The organism is Nonomuraea sp. NPDC002799 (genome assembly GCF_053592075.1).
Genome location: NZ_JBSFVA010000031.1, coordinates 95,517 through 121,331, shown reverse-complemented (window position 1 = coordinate 121,331; position 25,815 = coordinate 95,517). Strand labels below are relative to the sequence as shown.

Annotated in this window: 16 protein-coding genes; 5 read left to right on the top strand and 11 right to left on the bottom strand. The window is 72.8% G+C overall.

Translation table 11 applies throughout. From position 1 onward, the window contains the following. The first annotated feature begins 505 nt into the window (after nt 1-505). On the top strand, nt 506-1,558 hold the full coding sequence (locus tag ACWD0F_RS39275) for a hypothetical protein (RefSeq protein WP_449885721.1): 1,053 nt from the start codon (nt 506-508) through the stop codon (nt 1,556-1,558). After that, the gene (locus ACWD0F_RS39270; protein ID WP_449885719.1) at nt 1,555-2,472 is read left to right on the top strand and encodes an aldo/keto reductase; all 918 of its coding nucleotides are present in this window, start codon (nt 1,555-1,557) and stop codon (nt 2,470-2,472) included. Before ACWD0F_RS39275 ends, ACWD0F_RS39270 begins: the two co-directional genes overlap by 4 nt. A gap of 163 nt (nt 2,473-2,635) precedes the next feature. Here ACWD0F_RS39270 and ACWD0F_RS39265 read toward each other — a convergent pair whose 3' ends face one another. Continuing rightward, a complete protein-coding gene (locus ACWD0F_RS39265; RefSeq protein WP_449885716.1) occupies nt 2,636-5,581 on the bottom strand; it encodes an ATP-binding protein in 2,946 nt (981 codons plus the stop codon). A gap of 149 nt (nt 5,582-5,730) precedes the next feature. Here ACWD0F_RS39265 and ACWD0F_RS39260 point away from each other — a divergent pair, with 149 nt between their 5' ends. Beyond that, nucleotides 5,731-6,333 carry a dihydrofolate reductase family protein gene (locus ACWD0F_RS39260; protein ID WP_449885714.1) on the top strand — a complete coding sequence of 201 codons (603 nt, stop codon included), beginning with the start codon at nt 5,731-5,733 and terminating at the stop codon, nt 6,331-6,333. Between the two features lie 14 nt (nt 6,334-6,347). Next, nucleotides 6,348-6,692: a DUF1801 domain-containing protein gene (locus tag ACWD0F_RS39255; protein WP_449885712.1), complete on the top strand. Its 345-nt coding sequence runs from the start codon at nt 6,348-6,350 to the stop codon at nt 6,690-6,692. A gap of 131 nt (nt 6,693-6,823) precedes the next feature. Here the strand turns inward: ACWD0F_RS39255 and ACWD0F_RS39250 are convergent, their stop codons facing one another. Continuing rightward, complete coding sequence (locus tag ACWD0F_RS39250; RefSeq protein WP_449885729.1) at nt 6,824-7,387, bottom strand: RICIN domain-containing protein; 564 nt, start codon at nt 7,385-7,387, stop codon at nt 6,824-6,826. A gap of 621 nt (nt 7,388-8,008) precedes the next feature. On the opposite strand from ACWD0F_RS39250, the gene ACWD0F_RS39245 reads away from it, so the two are divergent. After that, on the top strand, nt 8,009-8,578 hold the full coding sequence (locus ACWD0F_RS39245; RefSeq protein WP_449885709.1) for an AfsR/SARP family transcriptional regulator: 570 nt from the start codon (nt 8,009-8,011) through the stop codon (nt 8,576-8,578). Between the two features lie 21 nt (nt 8,579-8,599). Here ACWD0F_RS39245 and ACWD0F_RS39240 read toward each other — a convergent pair whose 3' ends face one another. From ACWD0F_RS39240 to ACWD0F_RS39200, 9 genes are read right to left on the bottom strand one after another with little or no spacing between them, the layout of a single operon-like run. Continuing rightward, the gene (locus tag ACWD0F_RS39240; protein ID WP_449885707.1) at nt 8,600-9,916 is read right to left on the bottom strand and encodes a hypothetical protein; all 1,317 of its coding nucleotides are present in this window, start codon (nt 9,914-9,916) and stop codon (nt 8,600-8,602) included. Between the two features lie 18 nt (nt 9,917-9,934). After that, nucleotides 9,935-14,746 carry an eCIS core domain-containing protein gene (locus tag ACWD0F_RS39235; RefSeq protein ID WP_449885706.1) on the bottom strand — a complete coding sequence of 1,604 codons (4,812 nt, stop codon included), beginning with the start codon at nt 14,744-14,746 and terminating at the stop codon, nt 9,935-9,937. Then, nucleotides 14,746-15,591, bottom strand: coding sequence for a hypothetical protein (locus tag ACWD0F_RS39230; RefSeq protein ID WP_449885704.1), 846 nt, complete (start codon nt 15,589-15,591; stop codon nt 14,746-14,748). Before ACWD0F_RS39230 ends, ACWD0F_RS39235 begins: the two co-directional genes overlap by 1 nt. 27 nt (nt 15,592-15,618) lie before the next feature. After that, complete coding sequence (locus ACWD0F_RS39225; protein WP_449885701.1) at nt 15,619-16,422, bottom strand: hypothetical protein; 804 nt, start codon at nt 16,420-16,422, stop codon at nt 15,619-15,621. 17 nt (nt 16,423-16,439) lie between these two features. Further along, nucleotides 16,440-18,452 carry a phage tail protein gene (locus ACWD0F_RS39220; RefSeq protein ID WP_449885698.1) on the bottom strand — a complete coding sequence of 671 codons (2,013 nt, stop codon included), beginning with the start codon at nt 18,450-18,452 and terminating at the stop codon, nt 16,440-16,442. Beyond that, nucleotides 18,452-19,444, bottom strand: a complete 993-nt coding sequence (locus ACWD0F_RS39215; RefSeq protein ID WP_449885695.1) for a hypothetical protein — start codon at nt 19,442-19,444, stop codon at nt 18,452-18,454. Before ACWD0F_RS39215 ends, ACWD0F_RS39220 begins: the two co-directional genes overlap by 1 nt. After that, complete coding sequence (locus tag ACWD0F_RS39210) at nt 19,431-20,411, bottom strand: hypothetical protein (RefSeq protein ID WP_449885692.1); 981 nt, start codon at nt 20,409-20,411, stop codon at nt 19,431-19,433. The genes ACWD0F_RS39215 and ACWD0F_RS39210 overlap by 14 nt, the downstream gene beginning before the upstream one ends. Further along, nucleotides 20,408-22,600 (bottom strand): putative baseplate assembly protein, encoded by a 2,193-nt coding sequence (locus ACWD0F_RS39205; RefSeq protein ID WP_449885689.1) that lies wholly within the window; start codon nt 22,598-22,600, stop codon nt 20,408-20,410. The genes ACWD0F_RS39210 and ACWD0F_RS39205 overlap by 4 nt, the downstream gene beginning before the upstream one ends. A gap of 13 nt (nt 22,601-22,613) precedes the next feature. Then, entirely contained in the window at nt 22,614-25,808 is a 3,195-nt protein-coding gene (locus tag ACWD0F_RS39200) for a putative baseplate assembly protein (protein ID WP_449885687.1), read from the bottom strand. Nucleotides 25,809-25,815 lie beyond the last annotated feature (7 nt).

Below are 25,815 nucleotides of genomic sequence, written 5' to 3'. Positions count from 1 at the left end.
GGCGCTCTTCCTCACCACCGAGGCCGTCATCGCGGAGAAGCCCGAGAAGAACCCTGCTGCTCCGGCCATGCCGGGCGGCGGCGACATGGACTTCTGACCCATTGCCCATGGGTGTGTCGCGGACCTGGGCCGGCGGAGGGCGGAGGTGCCGGTCTTCCGGATCAGCTCGTCAAGGTGTCCCGGGCAGCCGCGCCATGAACGGTCGACATCGCCGATCCAGGTCACCAACCCGCCCCCCTCGCCGGTTCCGCCTCCTCGTGCGTCCCGTCGCCTTGCCGGTTTCGCCCGCTCGTGTGTCCCGTCGCTTTGCCGGTCCCGCGCCCTCGCGTGTTCCGTTGCCTTGCCGGTTCCGTCGTCTCGGCGGTTCCGCCCTTGCCCGTCCCGCGCCCTTGCCCGTCCCGCGCCCTTGCCCGTCCCGCGCCCTTGCCAGGTACGTGCCCTTGCCGGGCCCGCCCCTCGCCGGTCGCGCCCCCTCACCTGTCCCACCCGTACACGGAGGCCCTTGATGCGTGCTTACGGTGTCACCTACGACACCGGCTTCCCGTCTGCTGGAACCACCACTCATGAGCCCTTCGACCCGGAGGTCGTGCGCCGCGAGATGCAGATCATCCGCGACGAGCTGCACTGCGACGCGGTCCGCATCACCGGAGGAGACCCAGACCGCCTTGAGACCGCCGCACACCACGCCGCCCGTGCGGGACTGGAGGTCTGGTACTCGCCGTTCACCAACGGCCTCACCCAGGACGAGCTGATGACGTTCATCGCCGACAGCGCCGAACGGGCCGAACGCCTGCGCCGGGAAGAGGCTCGCGTCGTTTTACTCACCGGCTCCGAGATCAGCTTGTTCACCAGTGGCTTTCTGCCCGGTGACAACCTGCGGGAGCGGCTCGGCTCGATGAACGAGCCCGCGCGCTTCCGCGCCGCCCTGCCCGGACTGCAAGCCCGCGTCAACGCCTTCCTCGCCCGAGCCGTCGCCGCGGTGCGCGAACGGTTCGGCGGCCCGATCAGCTACGCATCCCTGCCCTTCGAAGGCGTGGACTGGGCTCCGTTCGACATGATCGCCAACGACGCCGGATACCGGGACGCGACCAACGCGCCCGGTTTCCGTGCGGGTCTTCGCGCGCAGACCGCGCGAAGCAAGCCGTTCGCCGTCACCGAGTTCGGCTGCGTCACCTACCGCGGAGCCGCCGCTCTGGGCGGACGCGGAGACTCCATCATCGAGTGGGACGAACACGCCCGCTCCGCCCGCCTGACCGCACCCGTCCTGCGGGACGAAGAAGAGCAGGCCGGCTACCTGCGCGAGCTGCTCGACATCTACCACGAGGAGGGCACGGACACGGCGTTCGTCAACACCTTCGCCCGCCGCGACCTGCCGACGTCCTCCGAGCCCGAACGGGACTTCGACACCGCCGGCTTCGGCATCGTCAAGATCCTGGAGCACGGCCGCACCGGGACCGCGTATCCGGGGCTGCCGTGGGAACCCAAGGCCGCCTTCCATGCCCTGGCCGCGTACGGACGCGCCAGGACGGCCGAAACCGACAAGAGGACGATGACGTGACGCTGCCAACCGCGAAACTCGGAAAGACCGGACTGCGGGCGAGCCGCCTCGGCTACGGAGCGATGGAGCTGCGCGGGCCACAGGCGTGGGGCAAACCGCTGAGCGACGATGAGGCCCGCACCATACTGAACACGGTCCTCGACTCGGGAGTGAACCTCATCGACACCTCGCCGGACTACGGCGACGCCGAAGAGCACATCGGCCGCTGGATTTCGCACAGGCGCGACGAGTTCATCCTCTCCAGCAAGTGCGGCTGCCCGCTCGCCGGGGACGGTGATCCACGGACGTTTCCGCCGCACGTCTACACGAGGGCGAACGTCCGCGCGTGCGTCGAGCAGAGCCTGCGCCGGATGCGCACCGACCACCTTGACATCTTGATGGTGCACATGAGCCCGAGCGTCGCCGTGATGCGGGCCGAGGACACCATCGCCGAGATGCGGGCCCTTCAGGACGAGGGCACGATCCGCTTCACCGGCATGTCAGGGGATCTGCCCCATCTTCCGGAGCACGTCGCGATGGGGGTGTTCGACGTTTTCCTGCTCCCCTACTCGGCGCTCGATCGCTCCCACGAGGAGCTCATCAGCGCCGCCGCGGCAGCCGGGGCGGGGACGATCGCTCGGGGCTCAGTCGCGCGTTCGCTCATGGCGCCGCCCGAGGCCATGCCGGAGCCGATCCGCCGTCCGCTCGCCGACCGCCACGCGCGGCTCGCCGCCGCCGGCCTGGAAGACCTGGCTGACGGCGCCTCGACGATGGAACTCCTGCTCCGCTTCATCCTCAGTCACCAGGATCTGCACTCGGTGATAGTCGGCTCGACCCAGGCCGCGCACGTGCGGGCCAATGTCGCGGCCGCCCAGAAGGGCCCGCTCCCGACTGAGGTGTACGACGCTCTACGGCAGCGCCTCAGCACGACGTAGGAGGGCTCAGGCCGAGTGCGACATCTACTGAAAGAGGATCCGCTTGCCCATCGGTTTCTGGGAGAAGATCCGCTTGCCCATCGGTTCGAGTATGTCGAGCGGGCTCCGGAGCTCCTGGGGTGGACGACCGCTCGCGGGCGATCAGTGAGCCGCCGGCTGGTTCCTACGTCGGTGGCACCTGCCACACCCCTTGGGGCGGCACACAGCCCAGCTCGGCCAGCTCCCTCGTCCCCTCGTCCACCCGGCCGGGCAGGAGAAGCAGCGTGCAGGCGCGCTCGAAGCGGGCATCGATGCGCTCCCAGATCGCCACGGCCGTGCGCACGTCATCCTCCTCGCCGTACAGTCGCCCTCTGGCCCGGGCCAAGCAGGCGGTGGCCCAGTCGTTCTCGCCGGAACTCGTGGCGGCCAGCAGACCGGCCGCTCCCGGCAGGCCGGCGGCCACCGCCAGTTCGGCCGCGACCGCCTCCCGGTACGGCGCCGTCGCCGAGGTCGAACGGCCGATCAGGGCGGTCTCGACCAGCTTGGCCGCGCCCTCGAACCGGCCGTGGTGCAGCGCCAGCCTGGCGTCGGCGAAGGCCGTGAAGTAGCCGTACCGTTGCCGGTCAGGCGGGTTGAGCGCACGCGACCGCCACAGCCGCGAGGCGTCGTCGTCGCCACGCAGGCCGTGGGCGAGCGAAAGTGCGCCGACCGGAGCGCTGAGCTGTGCGCCGAACGGCCGGCCCACTCGTTGCCAGCCGTCCCATACCGCCGTGTCCAGGGCCAGCGCCTCGTCGAACCGGCCGGTGAGCACCAGTGGCGTGATCAGTTGGGCGGTCGCGATGTAGGAGCCTCCCACCAGGTCGTCGTCCATCGCCCGGCGCGCGACGTCCAGAGCCGTGGGCAGGTCGCCCACGCTGAGAAAGCCGTAAAGCGCCATCCTGAGGATGTCCACGATTTCGGGGCAGGCGGCGGGGGCGTGCCGTGGCAGGCTCGTCAGCAGTGACAGGCGCTCGCCGACGACGCGGCAGGCGTGGCGTCGCCTTCCTCTCCCCAGGGCGGCGAAGGTCGCGATGTCCAGCGCCGCACTGACGAGCACCGGCTCCCCGGTCGCCCGCGCCGCCTCCACCGCGACCACGACCGGCACCGGATCCGCCCAGTCGCCGTCCGCGACCGGTGGTGGGTCCGGCCGGTCGCCGTCCGCGACCGGTGGTGGATCTACCCCGTCGCCGTCGCTGTCGCCGCCCGCGACTGTCGCGGGAGCTGTCCAGTCGCCGTCCGCCACCGCAGGCACCGGGGCGTAGGTGGCGGACGCGTTTTCGTTCGCCACCCAGGCTGCCGCGGCCGCCAGGTGCGCGGCCACCACCGGGTTCGCCGGGTCGCCGGCGGCTCGTGCCTCTGCCAGGAGCCTCAGCTTCCGCGCGGGCGGCACCTCGTCCTCGAACCCGGCGTGATGGCGGTAGGCGACACTGACGGCGGAGGCCAGGACGATGGCCGTCAGGTCGCCGTCGCCCGCCTCACGCGCCCGGCCGGCGGCTTCGAGCAGCATCTCGAACGGCTGCCGTCCGGCGTCACCGATCGCGAAGGTGCAGTCGGACGCCGCGCGCAGGTCGGCGACGGCCTCCAGCGGAGTCGGCGCCCGCCGCGCCGCCGTCGCGTAGTGGCCGAGCGCCTCCACGAGGAACCGTCGCGCGTACGTCAGATGTCCGAGTGCCCGGGCCAGCCGGTGCGGCGCGCCCCCGGGCCCGGCCGGTGCCCGGACCAGTGCGACACGCAGGTTGTCGGCGACGGCGTCGAAGTCGTCCAGCCACCAGCCGGCGGGCCGGCCGTCCAGGGCCGTCCGCAGGTTCGCCTCCAAGGCGCTCGCCACACCGGCGGCCCAGTCGAGGTGCGACTTTCTGACTGCTTCCGCCTCGCCCGCCGTGTCGAGCCGCTCGGCCGCGTACGCCCGCACGGTCTCCAGCAGCCGCCACCTGACCGCGCCGGAGCGGCGGTGCACGGCGAGCAGGCTCTTGTCCGCCAGGCGGCCGAGCACGTCGGCCGCCGTGCTCCGGACCAGGCCAGGAGTGACCGCGACGACGGCTTCCAGGTCGAACGGGCCCGCGAAGACGGCCAGCCGCCGGAACAGCGCTCGTTCCTCCTCGTCCAGGAGTTCGTGGCTCCATCCGATGACCGCGCGCAGCGAGCGGTGCCGCTCGTCGGCGCCCCGGCCGCCTGCCAGCAGGCGCAGGTGATCGTCCAGGGCGGCGAGGAGGCCGTCGGCGCCCAGGGCGGCCACCCTGGCCGCGGCCAGTTCGATGGCCAGCGGCATCCCGTCGAGCCGCGCGCAGAGCAGCATGAGGGTGGCGGGGTCGGCGGTGAAGCCCGGATCGGCGGCATGGGCGCGGTCGAGGAAGAGCAGCTCGGCGTGGGAGGTGAGCGGCACGGGGGCAGCCGCGGCCGAGGTCAGGGAGAAGGGGAGCAGAGCGAGGGCGCGCTCGCCGGGCACCCCGAGGCGTTCCCTGCTGGTAGCCAGGATCCGGGTGCCCGGACAGCGGCTGAGCGTCCGCTCGGCGAACTGGGCGACGGCGTCGATCACGTGCTCGCAGTTGTCGAGGATCAGCAGGGCGGTGCCGTCGCCGAGGCGTTCGGCGATGGCCTCCTGCAGGGGCTGGTCCGGGCGTTCGGTGACGCCCAGTGCGGCGGCCACCGCCTGGGCGACGTACGCCTCGCCCACGGGCACCAGGTCGACGAACGCCCCTCCCGAGGAGAAGGAGCCTTGGGCGTCACCGGCCACCTCGATCGCCAGCCGCGTCTTGCCGACGCCGCCGGGTCCCACCAGCGTCACCAGCCGGGCGGCCCGCAGCGCCTCCATCAGCCGCGCACGCTCGGCGTCGCGGCCGATGAACGTGGTCAGCGGCGCGGGCAGGCAGGCGATGCCGCCAGGCTCGGCCGAGTCCCGCCCGGCCAGTCTGCCGAGCTCCCGGCGGTCGGCGACGCCGCATTTGCGCAGCAGCGACGACACGTGGTTCTCGACCGTACGGACCGACAGGTTCAGGCGAGCGGCGATCTCCGCGTTGGACAGGTGCGCGCCGACCAAGGCCAGCACCTCTGCCTCACGCTTGGACACGACCCCTGAAGACGCGACAGACACGGCCCCATCATGCCCCGGCTCATAGGCGTAGGTGATCCATTAGGTCGTGAATTAGGTGGTGAACTAGGTGTTCGCCTCGGATGTCGGCACGGTTCCGCCTCGCCAGGATGAGCACATCAGCGACAACACCGAAAAAATGGAGCATCGTCATGGGACGAGTCGTTCTCTCCGTCTTCACCACCGTCGACGGCGTCATCGAGAACCCGCACGAGTGGACCTTCCCGTTCGTCAGCCCGGACGCCATGAGGACCGGGCTCGACCAGATCCGCGCCGCCGACGTGCTCCTGCTCGGCCGGGTCACCTACGACGGCTTCGCCGCGGCCTGGCCGGGCATGACCGACGAGGCCGGCTACGCCGACAGGATGAACTCCATGCCCAAATTCGTCGTCACGACGACCCTGGACAAGGGCGAGTGGAACAACACCACCGTCATCCGCGAGAACCCGGCCGAGCGGATCGCGCGGCTCAAGACGGAGATCGACGGCGATATTCTGATCTTCGGCAGCGCCACCCTCGTCCGGTGGCTGCTGCGCGAGCAGCTCATCGACGAACTGCGCCTGGTCACCTACCCGGTCGTGGCCGGCAAGGGCGCGCGGTTGTTCGACGAGTCGGTGGACAGCACGGTCCTCCGCCTGACCGGATCGCAGGCATTCTCCTCGGGGGTCGTGGCCCTGACGTACGAGCCGACCGGTGAAGGACTGATCGACCCCGTGGCGGCGCGCCGCGCCGCGACAGAGAACGCCGCAGGATGAATCGGGAGAACAGCATGAACGACGAAGTCACCGAGTACATCGACAACACCGCGCCGTGGCAGCGAGCCGTCTGCGAGAAGCTGCGCGCGATGATCCACGAGGCCGTTCCCGATGTCGAAGAACGGTTTCAGTACGGCAAGCCGCACTTCCTCAAGAACGGGCAGCACGCGGCCGTCATAGCGGTCGTCCGGAACAAGATCTCCTTCATGGTGTTCAACGCGACCGACATTCCCGTGATCAAGGGCTTCATCCGGGCGATGGGTCAGGGGGACCGCAAGTCCGTCGATATCCAAGAAGAGCAAGAGGTCGACTACGGCGCGCTTGCCGACATCCTGAAGAAGACGACGGTCACTTTATAGCCGCGGCCCGGCGATGAGAAGAGGAAGGCCCCGCCGAGGCGAGGTCTTCCTCCGATGGAGCGCGGCACCTAAGTGGCGCCGCGCTCCTCATGTCATCTATGGACGGGTGGCCCGGACAAAGGGCGTACCGCCTAGTCCTGAGCTGCGGCGATGGAAGTTACGTCCACTAATCCCCAGCCTTGGTTGGGCTTGCCGTCGCAGGCGAATTGGGCGGCCTGCGCGCCGTCTGCGGTGCTCGCGTTCGAAATGCCCAGGCACAGACCGCTCTTGCGGTTCTTCAGCGCGAAGTAACCTTCCGGGTAGGATCCGGTGTTGTAAAGCATCTGCCAGTCCTGATTGAGGTCGGCGGCTGGATTCGCCTGGATGGCCACGGCGCCGGCCGCGGTGCTGGCGCGGTCGATGCCGAGGTTCTTTCGCGAGCCGGCGTTCTCGAAGCTGTAATAGCCTCCGTCCGCGATCGGGGTCCATTGTTGCGCGGCGGCCGTCGTTCCGGCCATCTGGACGATCACGGCGCCGTTGGCTGTGCTACCGCCCGACGGCTGCAGGAATCTCCTGGACTTGTAGTTCCCTAACCAGTACGGAGCGGCGGCCGCGGCCTGCACGGCCGACAGTGACGCGGGTGTCCACTCGTCGCCCTTGGGCGGTTGTGCGTGAGCGAACGCTGGACTGGCCGCCGCCACCAGCGCCCCGGCCATGACCGTCACGACGGCATTCCTGGTCCACGTTGTGCGCATCGTGCTTTCCCCTCGGGTTGAGTTCCTGTTCGGTGCCTCTTCGAGCCTCTGCCTGACGGATGGACCGGCGCCAGGACAGCAACAGGGCATTCAGCGGACATTCCTCTACAGAGGTTGTGGCATATGGTCATCGCCGACCTTTACTGGAATATCCGTTATGTTGGGCGGCCTGCTTATGCGGCCGGAGAAAGTACCACAAGGAATGAACGAGTCACTCTTTTTCGTCGTCCGACCATTATTCCCGGTCCGCTTGCACGTCGCCGAAGAGCCACCTCATATCGCCGCCACCGCAGGTCGGCAAGAGGTATGGGGACAGATCGCACGAATGGCACCAAGAAATGACCTAGACTTGACAGTGTCCATCCCGGCGTCATACGTTCGCTTTCATATTGCCGCAATGAAAGGCCCTGGGAAATGGACGGCTTCACGGCTGTCGCGGAGTCCGAGGAAAGCGGGGAATCGACGAATGTGGCTCGGTTGCGGTTGCTCGGCGCCTTCGAGGTCGCCGGAGGCGGACCGGCAACCGCGGAACGATGGGGAGAGCTTCCCCATAGCGCCCGTCGGCTCGTCGCGTTCCTCGGTTTGCACGGGCTCTCGACCCGCGATCTGGTGGCGGGCAGCCTCTGGCCCGAGACCCGCGAAGCGCAGGCGCAGGCCGATCTGCGTACCGCGCTGTGGCGCACCGGCACCATCTGTCCCGGGCTGGTCGTCGGCGGCCGGTCGTCGTTGCGGCTGGATCCTCGAGTCAGGGTGGACGTGGCCGAGCTGCAGGCGCTCACCCGGCGGCTGCATGCCGGGCATCCGGTGCAGTGCGGCGATGTGCCCGCGTACGGCGTGCTGCTGCCGGGCTGGTACGACGAGTGGATCGTGGTGGCCCGCGAACGCCTCAGGCAGCTCCAGTTGCACGCGCTGGAGGAGCTGGCCGAGCAGTTCCTGACACGGGGCGCGTACGGCGCGGCGCTGGACCTGGCGCTGACCGCGGTCGAGTACGAGCCGCTGCGTCAGAGTTGCCAGCACCTCGTGGCCAGGATCCACATCGCCGAGGGCAACTACGTGGAGGCGGTGCGATCGGTGCGCGCCTTCAAAGAACTGCTCTGGGACGAGCTGGGCGTGCTGCCCTCGCCCGAGCTCCTGCGCCTGGTCGCCCGCTGAAGACGGATGAACGGGGGCACGTCAGACGCGGGTGGCGATCAGCTCGGCGGGCGTCAGTGTGGACACCTCCCGGACGAAGCTCGCGTACAGGGCGAGGTCGGGGTGAAACGGTGGCAGGCCGGCGAAGTCCATCACGATCTGCGCCTGCTGCTCGCGGTTGAACCCCATGAGCCCGCGACCCTCCGCCTGCGCCCGGGCCAGCCCGGCGGCGCCGCCGTAGTCGTACCCGGCGCCCCAGATCTGGGCGTGCAGCGCCTGCGGCATGTAGATGGCGCCGGCCCGGTCGTACTGCCACACGTGCGTCAGCTCGTGCACGAGGACCTCGGGCGAGAGCCGGCCCCAGGAGTTCACGGTGTGGAAGCCGGTGTAAGGACGTCTGGAGAACGCCGGGCCGAGCACCGCCGACTGGTCCACCCGGATCGCCCCCAGATCGATGGAGCCGCCGAAGACCCGGCGGGCCGTGCTGATCTCCTGCGCGTTCAGGCTCCTGGTGTTGAACTTGACGAAGTCGGCGAGCGTCTCGTACACCTCGCCCACGCCGGCGATCTCCAGCAGGTCGACCAGCCGGTAGCCGAGCCAGCGCAGCAGGCCCAGCCAGGTCGTCACCTGGCCGAGCGAGGCCCACCAGGTCAGTGACCACGGCTTGAGGCCCTGAACGCCCTCCCACAGACCGAGCAGCAGCCGCCAGACCCGGGCCGGCAGCTTGGTGATCCAGCGCAGGATGCGCCCGAACGTGGCGAACACCTTCCCGCCGAGTTGCCCGCCGGCCCACAACAGTCCCCGCCACACGGCGCTCGCGGCGGTCGCGACGCCCCGGCCGATCGTCCCCGCCACGTCCGACACCGCCCGTCCCCACTTCTCGAACGTCGACAGCCCGCGTACGGCGACCTCGAACGTGCCCTCGCCCACCGTCAGGGACAACGTCGCGCCCTCCACCGGCACGTCAACCCGTCCGGTGACCGTGGAGGCGGCGGTCAACCGCCCGGTCACTTTGGGAGGCACGTCCGGCCCGGCCGTCAGGAGCTCTCTGGCGACCGCCACGAAACGTTGTCCCTCCGGGGTGCCGAGACACTCCCGGAGCCCGCCGCGACCGGCCGCGCATCGGGCCAGCAGGTCCTCCACCGCCTCCGCCAGCCGACGCCGCTGGAGCGCGCCGGTCAGCTCGTGGCCGAGCAGGTGGCGGCCCGAGAAGGCGTGCTCCCCGCTCGCCGGATCCCGCTGCCGGACGGCCCGGCCTTCACCGGCCGCCGCCTCGCCGGGCTGGGCGCGAAGACCCTGGTCGCCGAGAGTGCCGGTCACCGGGCCCGTGGACGACGGCCACAGGGACGTGACACGCATGGGCGTCTCCTGTCCTGTTCATGAAGGCGGAAGCTTGATCTTGAACTTGGGGTAGGGCCAGTCTTTGAACATGTAGGCGGTCTGCGGCACGCCGCCGACGATCGGTGTGACCCAGGCCTCGCCCCCCAGCCTTCCCTCGCTCAGGGCCTTGGCAAGAATCTTCGCCCACCTCTTCCCGACCTCCCCGCCTTCGCGGTGGAGCCGTTCGATGTTCCCGACCACCCAGGCGAACTCCATCTGACTCTTGGCCACCCTGGGTCCACGGCCTTTGCGAACCGTCATGCCCTTGTACTCCATGACGTAGAGGAAACCGGTCTCCGGGTTGCCGCCCTTGGCCACCATGACGTCGTCGATCCCCTGGTTGAAGGGACCGCGGTCGATGGGGTTCACGAAGCCCACGGGATCCTTCTCGCCGCTCGCGGCCGCCTTCCCGCCGGTCTCGCCTTGTTCCCAGACTTTCGTGTTGTGGATATGCAACTCTGCCGGAGTGAGCTTCGTGGGGTACTTTTTGCTCCAAATGCCAAGATTGAAGGACTTGACCCAACTGTCGAGCTGATCGGCGGTGTGCACGAGCTTGATCTGGGCGATGGCCGTGTCCAGGTCATCGCGCCAGGCGTGCAGGAACTTCGTCAGCGCGGCGCCGTCGTGCTCGCCGGTCCTGGCGATGCGGCCAAGCACCTTCTTCAGGGAGAGGACCTGTGCGGGGGTGGCTTCGGGCGGGGCGTGGAGCTGGATCTCCTTCGGAGCGGCCTGCGTGGGGGGTCGTTTGCTCCAGTGGGCCTGGTCGACGGCCCTGGTCAAGAGGTCGAGGTCCGCGGCGGTGCGCACGCGCTCGATCTGGTTGATGGCCGTGTCCAGGTCGGCGCGGCGGTCGTAGAGGAACTTCTTCAGCGCCTCCTCGTGGTGCTCGCCGGTCCTGGCGAGGCGGCGGAGCACCTTTTCCAGGCGGGTGACCTGCGCGGGCTTGACATCGGGCGGGAAACAGGAGGAGGCGCATCTCTTCAGGGCGGCGGCGGCCAGGGAGTGGTCGGCCAGCGCTTGGCGCAGCTCGTCGTTCGAGCGCAACCGGGCCTCGGACTCCGCGTCCATCTTGCCGAGGGCGGACATCTCCCGCTCGACCAGCTCCGCCCGAGCCGCGCCCCCCTCCGCCGCCGGACGGGACGGCCTGTCGGCGCGAACTTCGGGCGGCGTCTCGGCACGTTTCCCTGGCGGCGTCTCGGCGCGCGCTTCGGGTGGCGTTTCGGCATGTGGTTCGGGCGGAGTCTCGATACGGGCTTCGGGCGGCGTTTCGGCGCGCGCTTCGGGTGGCGTCTCGACATGTGCCTCGGGCAGGGTCTCGGCGCGCGCTTCGGGCGGGGTCTCGACATGTGCTTCGGGTGGCGTTTTGGCACGCGATCCGGACGGCGTCTCGGCGCGTGGCCCGGACGGCGTCTCGGTGTGGAGGCCGGGTACGGGCTCCGGCGCGCGGCGACGGGCGGCAGCCTCCGCGCGGACCTGCTGGGCATGTTCCATGGCCGCGCCACCGGCGATGATCCCCGCGCTGAGCAGGTGCTGACCGATCAGCATGAGCAGGGCCGAGGCCCGCTCGCCCGGTTCGAGCGCGTTCAGCTCGTCCAACTGCTTGAGGAACTGCGCGCCCATCAGCACGCCGTTGGCCGCGTCGATACCGAACCCGACGATCATCAGCCCCCTCCCCAGCCGGACCATCTGCAGGGACGTGGCACCGAGCCTGTTCAACCCCACGACCGCGCCGGCGATGTTGGCGATCTCCAGCGCGTTCTCCACATCAAGCTCGAACGTGCCCGCCTCCACCCGTTTCGCCACCCGGTACGCCGACGGGATCGCCCCCACGAGACCGATCGGGACCAGCAGTGACAACGACGCGCCCCCGGTGAACGGCGCGGCCGCGATGGCGGCGATGGACGCGACGGTGGCCACGTTGTCCACTGCCTCCGACAGGAGGCCGCCCAGGCTCGCCTCGATGCGGATCGTCCGCACCTCACCGCCCAGTTCCAGCGCCACCTGGCCGCGCCCGTACCCGTGGATGCTTTCGAGCAGTTCGCGCACGGCGGCCACGATGGCCTCCTCGCGGGTCCGCCCGGTGCCGGTGCCGTCGCCGCTCTTGGCAGTGGTGACGTCGGAGATGTACACCTGTGCTCGGCCGCCGACCGGCGGCCGGTCGGCGACCTCGATGCTGAGCGGCAGGTTCTGGCCGAGGTCGCTGACGAAGCGCGCGTTCAGCGACTCGGCGCCGGCCAGCGCGCGTCCGCCGCGCAGCTTGATGATCTTGTCGAGTTTCTCCTGGTCCTCGGTGGCCGCCTTCAGGCTGCGCTCGGTGGCGCCGGCCTTGATGGCGGCGGTGAGGCTCGCGGCCAGCTCGGCGCGACGGCGCTCAAGGCGCTCACCGAGCGGAGCCGCGTCCAGGCGCAGCCCGCTCAGCTCCTCCTGGATTCGCGCGCGCTCGGCGCTGTCGAGGTCACCGCGGTCGAGCATGGCCTGCAGGTCGGCGATGCGCTTCTGGGCGAGCCGGCGGCTGTCGCGGGCCGCCGTGACCCCGGCCTTCGCCATCACGGCGGGCTTGCGGGCCAGCACGGGCAGGTAGGCGACGCTGGGTACCCGGACGATCTCTTCGCCGCCCTTGCGGACCTGCGCCAGCGAGGCTCGGATGAGATAGAGGCCGGGGGAGGGGAACGTGATGAGCTTCTGGTCGTCCGGCAGGGTGAGCTGGTCGAGGGCGAGGCGGATTCCGGTGCCGAGGTAGCGCAGGATGGCGTTCGCGCCGAGCAGCGACAGGGCGCCGACGCCCGCCGGGCCCAGCTCCGTGTGCATGTTGTCGAGCGCGCGCCGGATGTCGGCCTTGGCGTAGGCGGTCGCGCGGTTGAAGCGTTCGGCGGCGACTTGGCCCGTTTCAACGCGCTCGCCGTGTTCGGCCTTGGGCGGGCCGGTCTTGGCGTGGTCGGCGCGTTCGGCCGGGGTAGGGCCGGTCTTGGCGTGGTCGGCGGTGACCGGGCCCGCCTTGGCTTGCTCGCCGTGTTCGGGGGTGGCGTCCAGCGGACGGTCTGTCTCGTCGTCGGGTATGCGGCGTACGAGGACCTGCTCCCAGGTGCAGGCGTAGCTTCCGAGCGCGTCGAGGGTGGACGGGTACTCGACGACCATGTGCATCCGGTGATCGGTGCCGAGAGCGGCTTCGTACAGCGGCGGCGGGGTGGGCGGGACCGAGGTCAGCGTCGACGGGAACGCCTGGGTGTTGGCCGTGGCCGGCCCGTTCCCCAGCTCCTCGTCGCTGAGGGTCGCCACGCCGCCGGTGCCGAGCCGCTCGGCGTAGCGGCCGAAGCGCTGGAGCAGCTCGGCGCGGGCCGCGTGGTACGCCAGCGCGTCGCGCGCCAGGACCGGCTGGGTGCGGGTGTAACCGAGGAAGAACACGGCGGCGACCTGGCTGCGCAGCCGCGCGCCGCCCTGCCGTCCCCAGAGCACCGTGTACGCGGGGTCGGCGGCCAGGGCGCTGTCACGCCGGACCGCTTCGAGGATCATGACGGGCCCGTACAGCGCGTCGATGACGTCGTTGACCGTTTCCCGGCCCGCGGCCTTGCCGGCGCCGGCGCGCACCTTGCCGAGCTGCTCGGCGTACGTCCGCAGCAGCCGCCCCTGCTGGGCCAGCTCCCGTTCGAAGATGTCCCGTGTGTACCAGGCGGGCAGCGGGTTGCCGGTCTCCTTGAGCGTGGAGACGAAGTCGGCCCACAGGTCGAGCGTGGCGCCGCCGAGCATGAGCAACTCCTCCTGCTCGGCGGTGACCCGGACGGGCAGGTGCTTGTCACCCTTCAGGAAGGTGAGCAGGGCCTGGGCGGCACGGATCTTCATGGTGATGGTGCCGACGGGTTCGCTGCCACGCGCCTCACGCTGGTCGAGGAAGCCTGCCGTACGTTCGAAGCGTCCCTTCAGCAGCTCGAACGCCTTCTGGTCCAGGCCAGGCTCACGGTCCGGGCCGACCAGCCGCTCCAGGACCAGGCTCATGAGCTGCGGGCTCTTGAGGCCCGGCCGGAAGGTGAGCGTGGCGGACGGCTCGAACACCAGGCCGCTGATCGAGGCCGTCATCCGGACGGGGGCCGCCTGAGCGGTGGCCAGGGCGTCGGCGGCCGCGTCGGCCTGCTGTTCGAGCTCGTCGGTGCCGGAGGTGCCGGTGTCCCGCTGCGGGCCCGCGGGTGCGCCCGTCCGGCAGCCGGACTGCTGCACGACGTGGGCCAGCTCGTGGGCGAGCAGTCTGCGGCCGGCGGGCGTGCCGGGTGCGTGCCGGTTCGTGCCGAAGACGATGTCGGTGCCGATGGTGTAGGCGCGGGCGTGTATCGATCCGGCGGCCTGTGCGGCGGTGTCGCCGGTGTGTACGCGTACCTGCCCGAAGTCGTGCCCGAAGTGGCGCTCCATCTCCTGGCGGACGGACGGGTCGAGGGGCCGCCCGGAGCCGGGCGGCGGACGCAGGGCCGCCTCGTCCGTCCGCGCCGCCGGAGCGGCGGGGCGCGCGGTGTCCGGCGAACGTTGCGGCCGGCCGCCACCCCGCCAGGGCTTGCCGGAGGCGCAGTCGGCGCACGGGTGAGCGTCGCCGCCCGCACCATGACACCCGCACGCGCTGCGCTGCGCCACCGGCGCGGAAGCGGAACCAGAGTCGCCAGGGGCGGGACCCGGCCCGCTGGGCGCGGGGGACCGGCCGAGGAGGCGCAGGGCCGCCTGGTTGCCGAGGTGCTGGGCGTCCGGGACGCCGCCGCCCGCCGTCCGCCGGCGGCCCGGCGCCCCATCCGTGCCCCGCGTAGCCTGGCGGTGGCGGGCCCCGCCCGGCATCACGTCCTCCGTTGCTGGGCGCGGGTGGTGGCCCGGCCTCGCTTCGGGGTCTCGGGGGCGCCCTCCTCAGCACCCGGCGCCGGCCCGTCAGCACCGGACACCGGCTCGGGACGGCCCGCCCGCGCCGGCTGAGGTTCGCCGCACGGATGCCAGGAGTCGCCGGTGGAGGGCACGATGCGGCGGCACGCGCAGTTGTCGATCGTGTCGACCATGCCGTCCTCGTCCACCGTCACCCGGGCCAGCACCACCCAAGGGCTGTCCGGCGCGCCAGGGCAGGCCGGGTTGCCCGCGGCGTCCGCCGGGGAAGGAGCCTCGTGGGAGGCCGGGCAGGCGTCCAGGATCCCGAAGGCGAACCCGTCGCGGAAGCGCGAGTACTCGCAGGCGAGCTGGTCGCAGTCACATCCCGACGGCTGCGCGTGCACCGGCCGGATCCGCCGCTCGTCGTAGCGCACGGCCACGTACAGGGGGCCGTCGTGGTCGCGCTCGTAGGTCTCGGAGCACCACGGGTCGGCCGGGTCGCCGCTGCGCAGCGGCACGTCCTGCGCGCGTTCGATGACGATCTCGTCGCCGTACGGGCCGAGGACGTAGCCGGGCTCGACGCGTACCTGCCAGGCACGTCCGGCGACCGCGCACACCAGCGCGCCGCACACCACGCCCCACCCGTGCAGGAACCGGTTGTGCCGCCGCATGCGGTCGCGGAAGTAGTCGGCCTCGAGCGTCAGCTCGTCGGCGGTGATGAGCTGGCGCGGGAAGTATCGGGGCCGTTCCAGCACGTCGGGCCCGCCCTGCCCGGACGGGCCCGGCTGCCCGCAGCAGCCAGGACGCCCGTCACTGGTGGTGTGCATACGCTCTCCTCGAAGGGGTGTCGGTGGCTATCGGCGCCGGTCGCCGCCGGACTGCTCCTCGACGACCCGGGTGATGACGTCGAAGAGCAGGGGGTTGGCGAAGACGACCGGCCGGATCTCGATCTCGATGTCCTCGATGGCGCAACCCTCGCCGTCGCGGCCCAGCCGCAGGTTGGCCAGGGGCAGGCAGGGGTCACGCGGCGGATCGGGGCACTCCCTGGTCACCCAGCGGGCCAGGGCCCCGTAGTCGATGTCGTCGCCGCGCAGGATGTCGGGGAAGCGGCAGCTCACCTCGACGGGGTCGGCGCAGCCGGGTTCGAAGCCGACCGCGTACCGTTCGAGCACCGCCCCCGGCGCGCACGGCGCGGCCGTGTCGCATTCGCCCGCGAGCACCGAGACCGGCTCGCCGTCGCACTCCTGGTAACACAGCAGGACGGTCACGGAGCGATCGGGCGGCCGGTGGCGGGAGCGGGACTCGTCGGCGACGCCGTCCTTCTCGTCCAGCACCCGGTCGGCGAGTTCGGGCGGGACGGGCACCGGCTCGCTGTCGCGCGGCACCACGATCTCGCGGCCCCATCCGTCGATGGCCACGCCCCGGGTGACGACGATCGTGCCGGGTTCGCGGCCCCGCACGACGTCGAGCCCGCAGACCACCCCCGGCCCGACCACCAAGCGGTTCATCAGCCGGCTCATCGTCAGGAAATAGGCGGTCTCCAACTCGAAGTGGTAGACGTCCAGCAGCTTGCCGTGGAAGTACCGGTTGCGGCGCGGCGTGCTCAGCCCGCCGTGCCGGTCCGGTCCGCCGGCCGTGCTCCTCTTGCTTGCGTACATCGGTGATCCTCCTTCAGTCATGAGCCCAGCACCGTGGTCACGCCGATCCGGCCGCGTTCGCCGACCTGCCCTGGCGGGCGTCCGCCGAGGACGAGGGCGCCGTCGAGGACCGCGTCGTCGTCCAGGCGGGCGGTCGCGGGCGGGCCGCCGACGATCGTGTCCACGCCGACCGTGGCCTGCACGCCGATGGCGAGCAGCGGCTCGACCACGGACATCCGGTACGCGGCGTGCGCGGGCCGCTCCCGTTCGACGACCTCCCGCGCCGCCCGCAGCCGGTCGGCGGAGAAGGCGGCGCCGCGGTAGACGCGGACGGCGAAGCGGTGCGCCCCGGCCTCCTCGAACAGCGGAGCGGCGTACTCTTCGCCGCTCAGTAGGTGCGACTCGTCCACGAGCGCCGTCGAGCCGAGCACGCTGCCCTGCGGCGGCGCGGCCGCGAGCACGGTCGTGACGCCCAGCAGGCAGGCGTGGCGGTCGTCCGTGCCGCCGCCGGCCAGAGCCCACCAGGCGGCGTGCGTGAACGGCTCCTCGATGGCCGTCTCCAGCCCGGTGCGGCGGCGCAGGGCGGCGCGCAGACCCGCGGCGGTGCCGCGGGCGGCCGCCTCGGTGAGCGCGTGCGCGACCGCGTCGCGCGCCTGCGCCGGCGTCCACGAGGGCACCAGGTCGAGCCCCACCCAGCGGGCCAGCAGCGCGAGGTCGGGCGTGGCGTCGGGGGCGAGCAGCCGCCCGAGCCCGTCGATGTCGTCCGCCACCTCGCCGAACAGGCTCTCGGCCAGCGCCAGGTAGCGGGTCAGGACCCCGTCGGGGCCCTGCTGGTGGATGGCGGGCAGGTGCCGCTCGTATCCCTGGTGGTCGTAGTCCAGCCGGATCTGCTCGACGGCGGGCGCGTCGCCGAGGCCCTCGCCGCCCAGCAGCACGCCGATCCACGCCAGCTCGCCCGGCGGCCGGTGGATCAGGAAGTCACCCAGGTCGGCGGGGCCGGGCGTCCAGGCGGGCGCGGGGAACGGCTCGGCCGCCGCCGGATCGACCGGCGGCACGGCGGCCGGGTCGTCGGAGGTGTGCACGTAGAAGCGCACCCGGGCCGTGGCCGGGACGTCCATGGCCGCGGCCAGGCGGTGCCAGGACTTCTCCGACGGCGTGAACCCGCCGAACGGGCCGCCCCAGGCGACACCGCGCCGGACGTAGGCGGCGTGCCGGTCCAGGCGCAGCGGTGGCGCCGACCAGCCCGGATGCACGAGCAGGACGCCGTCCGCGTCAAGCGCCAGGGCCGCGACGGGGCCGGGGTAGCCGGGCGCGAGCCCCACGTACGTGCCGTCCGGCCGCAGCCTGGCCAGCCGCCCCCCGCCCACGTAGATCGAGTCGGCGGTGACGGCCAGCGCGAGGGGGTCGCCGATCTCGGCGGGCAGCTCCGTCTCGCCGAGCAGCCGCCCTCGGGCGTCGGCCACCAGCACCACCCGGCGGGCCCGGTCGAGGATGTGCACGCGCGTCCCCAGCGCCGCGACGGCCACCGGCTCCGCCAGCGTCGCCTGCGCGGACAGGGTCGCCCAGAACCGGGGCACGACGTCGCCGGCCGCCGTGAACTGCTCGACCCGGTCGTCCCCGGCGACGTACACGCGCCCCGCCGCGTCCCCCGCCAGCGCCCCCGAGCCGCACGGGCCCTCCCATACGTCCACCACCTGGTACGTCGCCAGGTCCACGAGCGTCACGACCCCGTTCGCCGGGTCGGCCACCAGCAGCGCCCGGCGTCCCGGATGCACGAGCAGCCCGCGCCCGGACACGCAGGCCAGCACGCTGACCGTCCCGTCGCAGGGATCGACGCGCGAGACGGCGCCCCGTACCGAGAAGAACACGGTCCCGTCATGGGCGGCGGCCAGCCCTTCGGGACCTCCGGGCCCGCCGGGCAGTCCCTCGGGCAGCGGGCCTGCCGGGCCGGGCAGCCGGGCCGGAACCAGCCGCCCGTCCTCGATCTCGACGTCGTGGCGGACGAAGTCCGGCCAGACGCCGTCCCGGTTGGCGTACAGGTACGGCCCCATCAGCCCTCCACGCCCATCCAGCCGACCCGCCACTGCGACAGCAGCTCGGGCAGCGGCGGCAGGCCGGCCGTGCTCTCGGCGTCGAGCGCCAGCACCAGAACCCTGGCCCTGAAGCCGCCCGGCTTGGCGTCGACGATGGTGAGCAGCCCGTCGAACACCCCCTCGGGCGCGTCCCCGTTGAGCACCCCATCGGACGTCTCCCCGTTCTGCACCGGCTCGGTCGGCAGGGTGAGGATCCGCGGCCCGTCGATGCGGGCGAAGTAGCCGGGCGTGACCAGGAAACCGGCCGCGCTCGTGTCGATGTCCGCCTGCACGCCGCCGACCAGGGCGTACCCGGCGAACAGCCGCTGCTCGTCCCCGCCCAGCGGCCAGTCCTGCCACGGGGTGGGATCGGCCATGCCGCAGGCGATGCGCGGCACGGCCGCCGGGCGGGCGTTGCGCCGCTGCGCGACGCTGAGGTCCTTGTCCAGCTTGCAGTTGCGGACCGCGATCTCGGCCAGGACCAGCGCCCGGCCGCTGAGGATCTCCGCCTGGCTCGCGGCGGGGCTGCCGTCGGGATTGAGCGGCACCCAGCAGAACACCGGCTCCTCCCGCAGCCGTACGGCGCCGCGCGTGTCGCACAGCCCCTCGCGCAGCTCGACCTCCTCCAGGTCCTCGTCCGACGGGTAGCGCACGGTCAGGACGTAGCGTTGCGGCCCTCCGCCGGGGTCCCCGGCGACGGGCGGAACCGGGATCACCCGCTCGCCGGTCAGCACGATCTCCCGGCCGAGGTCGTCGACGGCGTAACCGGCGCCGGCGCGTACCTCGCGCCCGTCCTTGCGGCCGTGGACCTCGAAGCCGTTGCCGATGCCGGGCTGGTGCAGGCTCTGGTTGTGCAGCCAGCGCATCTCCCGGTTGAACGCCTCCAGCCCTTGCAGGTCGGCGGCGAACAGGCGCTGCCCGTCGAAGAAGCGCTGCCGCTCGACCGAGCGTGCCGCGTCAATGAAGCTCATGCGTGCCGCCGTCTCCTAGCTGGTGCGATGAGTACGGTTGAAGCTGCTGGATCCCGATCCACGTGACCGCGAGACCGGTGGACCTGGCCAGCGCCGCCACCTGGGCCGCGTCGCGTTCCTCCTGGTGCAGCCAGGGCATCAGCAGCCGGTAGCGGAAGCCGTCCTTGGTCGCCTGCGCGATGTGCCCGAGCGGGACGAAGGGCCGGTCCGGCTCGGCCGGCGTCACCAGGGAGCCGGTGAGCTGGGCGAAGTAACACGGCGTGCCGGTGAATCCGGCCGCCGAGGTGTCCACCGCGACCTCGATGCCGAAGGCCCGCACGCTGCAGTGACGCTTGCGGGTCAGGCGCAGCCAGGGGGTCTGGCCGGTGACGGTGGCGCCGTGCCCGATGAGCGGCCGGGCCTGGGGCCGCGCGCGCGGCGGCGTGAACGTGCTGCCCTGCTCGTCCGCGTCCAGCGGCGCAGCGTCCTGCTCGTTCGCGTGCGGTGGCGCCGTGTCCTGTCCGTTCGCGTGCGGTGGCGCCGTGTCCTGTCCGTTCGCGTGCGGCGGCGTCGCGTTCTGCTCGTTCGGGTACAGCGGCGTCGCGTCGTGCTTGTGCTCGTGCAGTGGCACCCCGTCCGCCGCCGCGAAGAGTCGGCGCGGCACCCAGCGCAACGCCGGCTCGCCGCCGGTGTGCGTCAGCACCAGGTAGGACGGCTCCTCGCCGGGCAGGGCCACCGTCCGGCGGGAGTGCAGGATCAGCTCGCGGCCGTGGCAGTCGTAGGCGAGTCCCGGCTGCACGGTGGCGCCGCCGGCCTCGATCGTGACCGTCAGTCCGCGGACGACGCCGTACGCGTGATGCAGGGCCCGGTTGTGCCACCACCGCACCTGGTCGTCCAGGCGGCCCTGGTCGTCGAAGTCGCGCCGGGCCAGCCGCTCTCCCTGGACGTGCACCAGACGCTGGGGGTCCACCGGTGTCAGCGGGGTCATGGGGTCACCTCGATCTCGTGCGGCCCGGACGCCACCAGGCCGGTCGGCCCGACGCACAGGTCCGCGCATCCGGGCGGCCCGTCGCCGGCCGCCAGTTCCAGCGCCGCCACGTGGGAGACCCCCGGCACCTCGTCCAGGACGCGCAGCACCTCGGCCCGGTAGACGTCCCGGCCGAACGGCCAGCCGGCGCCGTCGGGGCCGCCGGTCAGGGGGTCGAAGAACCGGTCGAGCGCGGTGTGCACGGCGGCGGGCAGCTCGGCCGGCCGGGCGCCGGGCGCGGGCGCGACCGTCGCGCGAACGGTGACGGTGACGTACACCGGTCCTGCGACCTCGATCCTGGTGCCGAGCACCCGGCGCGGGCACAGGTGCGCGGCGACGGCCCGCAGCAGCCCCGGGCTCGGCTCGGGCCGCCCCGCGGGCAGGTGGGGCAGGACGAGCACGGTCACGATGCCGGGCGTGGTCAGGCAGGGGAAGCCGGGATGCGCGTTGGCGCGTGCCTCGGCCCTCGCCGGCCGGGTGCCCGGGGTGGCCAGGGCCAGCGCCACGTGGTCGTCGAGGGTGACGGCCCGCGCGGGGGAGGTCCATCCGGCGGCGGCGCGGTGCCCTGCCTCGGCGACCGTCTCCTCGGCGGCTCCGCCGGTCGCGGGCACGACGTTGCGTACACCGAGCGCCGTGATGATCTCGTCCAGCCCGGGCAGCAGCGCCCGGTTGACCGGGGTGCCGGCCACCCGGTCGATCGCGCCCACCGGCAGGTTGCCGTGCTCGGCCCGGGTGAGGCGGGCGGTGAGCAGGAGCGTCGAGCCGGGCGGCGCGGTCCGGCCGCGCTCACCGTCGCCGAGCGTCACGCTCCCGCCGGTACGGCCGGCCACGGCGTGCGCGTCGGCCCGTCCCGAGGCGTCGAAGTCCGGCCGGATCGCCCACGTCCGCCACGACCCGCCCTCCTGGCTGTGCAGCCGGAGATCGTCCTCGGAGATCGGGGCCCCGGGGATCTCGATGCGCTGGGAGGGGGCGCCGGTGCCCCGGCACACGGCCGCGACGGCCAGCGTCAGCCTGCGCTCCGCCAGGTCGCATTCCAGCACCCGGACGAGCGGCCGGTCGCCCGGCGAGAACGGTCCGGCGGGGGAGTCCGGGGAGGACGGTCCGGCAGGGAGGCCCGGGGAGGACGGTCCGGTAGGGAGGCCCGGGGAGGACGGTCCGGTAGGGAGGCCCGGGGAGGACGGTCCGGCGGGGAAGCCGAGGCGGGTCACCTCGCCGGCCGGCGACAACTCCAGGTCCAGGTGGACCCGGCTGCCCGGCGCGGGCGGGTCGCCCTCGACGACCGCGTCACGGGCGATCGTCAGCGTCGTCACCCCCGGCACCGCCTGGACGGCCTCGACCGCGTTCATCGCGAGCGCCGTCAGCACCGGCGGCGCGTCGTAGCCGCCACGGGCCAGGCGGACACGGATCCAGGCCAGCCCGTCCTCCCCGGGCACCGCACGCGCCGGGAAGGTCAGCGAGACCCGGGCGGGTCCGCCGCGAGCGGTGAGCGGGGCCCACGTGCCGTGCCGGGTCAACTGCTCCCATGCCAGCTCCGCCGAATGCGCGCCTCCGTCGTCGGCGAAGGCCGTCCCGAGACTGAGCACGGTTCCGGCCGGCCACGGACACGGCAGGTCGAAGCCCAGGTAGAGCGCGGCACCCGGCCGGGGGTCCGGCCCGAAGGGCAGCACCGGCCGCTCGCGCGCCAGCGACGCGGACACGTCGCGCCGCACGCCGCCGTCGCCGCTCGGGCCCGCCCCGGCCGCGCCCGTGGCGACGGTGACCAGGCGGCCGGGCTGGACGGTGAGTCCGTGCCGGGCGCGGAAGCGGATCCGCTCGCCGAACGGCCCCCGCCCCTCGAACTCCAGCCCCGCCGGCACCGCCAGCGCCCGCCCGCAGGACAGCCCGAGCAGGGTGCCGGCGGGCCGGGGCGGCAGCGGGGTGATCCCGGCCAGCGCGAGCAGCCGGCGCCGGTGCCCGTCCGTCACCTGGTTGACGCGGTACAGGTCCATCTCCGCGAGCCAGGCGAACAGCTCCATCAGCATGATGCCCGGATCGTGCGCGTTGTGGTCGGTCCAGCCGGGCGCGTACAGCGGGATCAGCGCACGGGCCTCGTCCACGAGGTCCTGCCAGCGCCGGTCGTCCAGGCCGGGCAGCGGCAACCCGGTCACCATGGTCGTTCCTCCCTCATGTCAGCCTCAGCCTCAGCTCGCCCGCCACCACGGTGGCGTGCGGCGGGATGTCCACCCGGTTCCCGCCGATCCGGCCGCCCGCCGAGACGGCGAGCCGTTCGACGTGGTCGACCCCGTCCACCCGAGCGAGGACGGTGGCCACGTCGGACAGGTGCACGGCCCGTCCCGGCGGCCAGCCGCCGCCGTCGGGGCCGCCGCGCAGCGGATGCAGCAGGTCGCCCAGCGCCGCCCTGGCCCGCTGCTCGACCGCGCCCGCCTCCGCCGGGTCGCGCGGCACGAGCGTGGCTTCGACGTCCACCGGCCGGTAGGCGGGTCCGGTCACCTCCAGCAGCCGCAGCCCGGCGAGGCCGGCCGGGGCGCGCGCCTCGACGTAGGCCCTGATGTGCTCGCGCAGCCCGTGCGACGGCCACGGACGGGGATCGGGGGAGGCCGGGATGACGACGAGCGTGACGTGCCCGGGCCGCCGCCCGCCGCCGGCGGGCAGCGCGTGCGCGACGGCGACCGCCGGGGACGACTCGCGGGCCAGGGCCTCCAGGTCGGCGGCGGTCAGCCCCCGGCCGTGGTGGCGCAGCGTGGCCGGGCCCCGCTCGCGTACGGCGGGCAGCGACTCGGCGTCGGCGCCGCCCTCGGCCGCGACCGGGTTGGTGACGGCCTGCACGCCGCCGATGGCCGCCTGGAGCTGGGTGACGGTGTTGGCGGGCAGGTTGCCGAAGGAGCCGCCACCGCTCTGATAGCGCCGGGCGAGCACGGCGGCTCCGGCGGGCGGGACCATGCCGTGCGTGCCGTCGCCGAACGCCAGCCGCCCACGGGAACGTTCCAGCGCGTAGTGGCGGTCGGCGGGGCCGGAGCCGAGCAGGTCGGCGCGCCCCGTCCAGCGCACCCACACCTCGCTCACCCGCTTGACCCGGTCCCGGCGCAGCCGCAGGTCGCCGTAGTCGACGTCGAGCCCGCCGCCTTCGCGGCCGAGCAACTCCTCGATCTCGCGGACCGCGCGGCGGCCGTCGGGGAAGAGGGCGTGGGCGACGATCCGCCATTCGACGCCGGCTCGCGGCCCGGCCAGCTCACGTACCTCGATGCGCTCGCCGGCCAGCACCGGGATCTGGGGCACGGCGAAGACCTGGTCCGGCAGGCCGGACGAGGCGCCGATCGGGTCGTCGAGCAGTGTCTGCCGCTGCACCGCCCAGACCGCGTTGGGGAACAGGCCGCGGATCGCGGGCGCGCCGGGCGGGCCGTCCTCCTTGAGCCGGGCGCGCAGCCAGCTGCGCGGGGTGCCGAACCGGGCCAGCGGCGCCGCGTCCTCCGGCCCGATCAGCCCGATCAGCCCGGGCAGGCGCAGGCCGCGGGTCTCGTCGTCCACGTGCAGGCCGCGCCAGGCGCCGCCGTCCCAGTATTCCCACACCATGGCGGGGCCGGTGGGCTCGGCCGGGTCCTCGATGACGTCGGCGAGGAGGCCGAGCCTGGCGACCGGCAGCGGCCGGTCGAACCCCAGGTAGAGCGCGGGCGTCGGATCGGCGGGCGGCGTGAAGGGCCGGAACGTGCGGCCGGGCCAGACGGCCTCCCCCGTCCGGTCCGCGTACTGGAAGTCGTTGTAGGCGAGCACGTGCTCGGGCGGGAACGGCCCGGACGTCCACGCGTAGCCGAGCTTGAACGCCGACAGCGCGGGCGGCCGGTTGACGACGTAGGTCAGCGTGTTGACCTGCTCGTCCGCCCCTTGCCAGGTGATCGTCCTGGTGCTGCCGTAGCCGCCGCTGACCAGGCGGGCCCGCATCCATCTGGCCTCGACCCCGGCCACCTCCACGGGCTCCATGTCGGCGGGCACGATGGTCTGAATGGTGCCCGACGGGGCCGAGGACGGCGGGTCGAGGTCCGCGGGCGCCGACGTGGCGGCCGCCAGCAGGGGGAGCGGCGCCCAGATCCGGCCGTTCCAGTATTCCCAGGCGACCAGGTGCGGCAGCGGCTGGTCATCGGCGGCGGCCGTGCGATCCTGCGGCGTCTCGGTACGGACGTAGCAGATGCGCAGGTCGGCACCCGGTTTGGTGAACGCGTCGGCGGAGCTGAAGAAGAAGACCGAGCCCGGCCCCGGCTGCGGGCCGAAGGGGTGGAACGGGGCGCTCAGGTCGGCCTCGACGCCGTCGGCGACGCCGTGATCGGGTGTCAGCCCGCCGGCGATCTCGGGCGGGCCGCCGGCGGGGGAGCGTACGGCGATCTCGCGGGTGACGACGGCGGCCAGCCTGATCCGCTCGACCTCGGGCAGCAGGAGGGCCGGGTCGGGCGGCAGCGGCTCGGTCAGCCGTGCCCGCACCCAGCGGCTCTCGACGCCGCCCACCGCGACCGGCTTGCTGCTCGCGCAGCCGCTGACCAGATGGACGGCGCCGGTCCGCCGCAGCCGGTCGGTGCCGTCCTGCCGGTCGGCGGCGGCCCGGTCGCAGGCGGCGACGTTGTTGGCGAACGGCCGCCAGACCTCGCCGTCCCAGTATTCCCACACGGTGTCGAACGGCTCGGAGGCGCCCTGGCTCAGCTCGAACTCGACCGTGATGTGGCAGTCGCCGGACAGGTTGAGCAGGGTGCGGTGCGCGAGGTAGAGGTGGTGCGGCATGTCCTCCAGGTCGGACCGCAGCCAGGGGTGGAACGTCCGGCTCTCGGTGAGGGCGGGCAGGTGGTCGATGGACTGGTCGCGGCCCGGCCACACGCTGCGCAGCTCGGCCAGGCGGGCGGCGGCCAGGCCGGTGGAGCGCTCGGTCTCGAAGATCACCTGGTCGGGCGGTGCGGTGCGCGGGATGTCCGTGCCCGGAGCGGGCGCGGGCGGCTTGGCCAGCAGCCTGGTGCCGGCGGGCACGGACGTGTCGGCGGCGTCCGGGGCCAGGCTGAGGACGACCGGCACGCGGGCCGCCTGCGCGGGGATCAGGCGGACACCGAGCAGGTCGAGCAGGACGAGCTGCAGCTTGCCCGGCACGTGACCGAGCCGGAGCTCGACGGCGGCCAGGTAGCGGGCGAGCACCTCGGCCAGGGCCACGTCGGGTCCCTGCGCGCCGGGCCGCCACTCGGGCACATAGCCGGGACGGCGGGCGTGCAGCTCCGCCACGAACGCCGCCGCGTCCCGCGGTTCGTCCGGGGCGTGCAACTCCGTTACGAACGCCGCCGCGTCCCGCGGTTCGTTCCCCGGTCGGGGCGCGGTCGTCGGGGCGGTCATCGGGGTG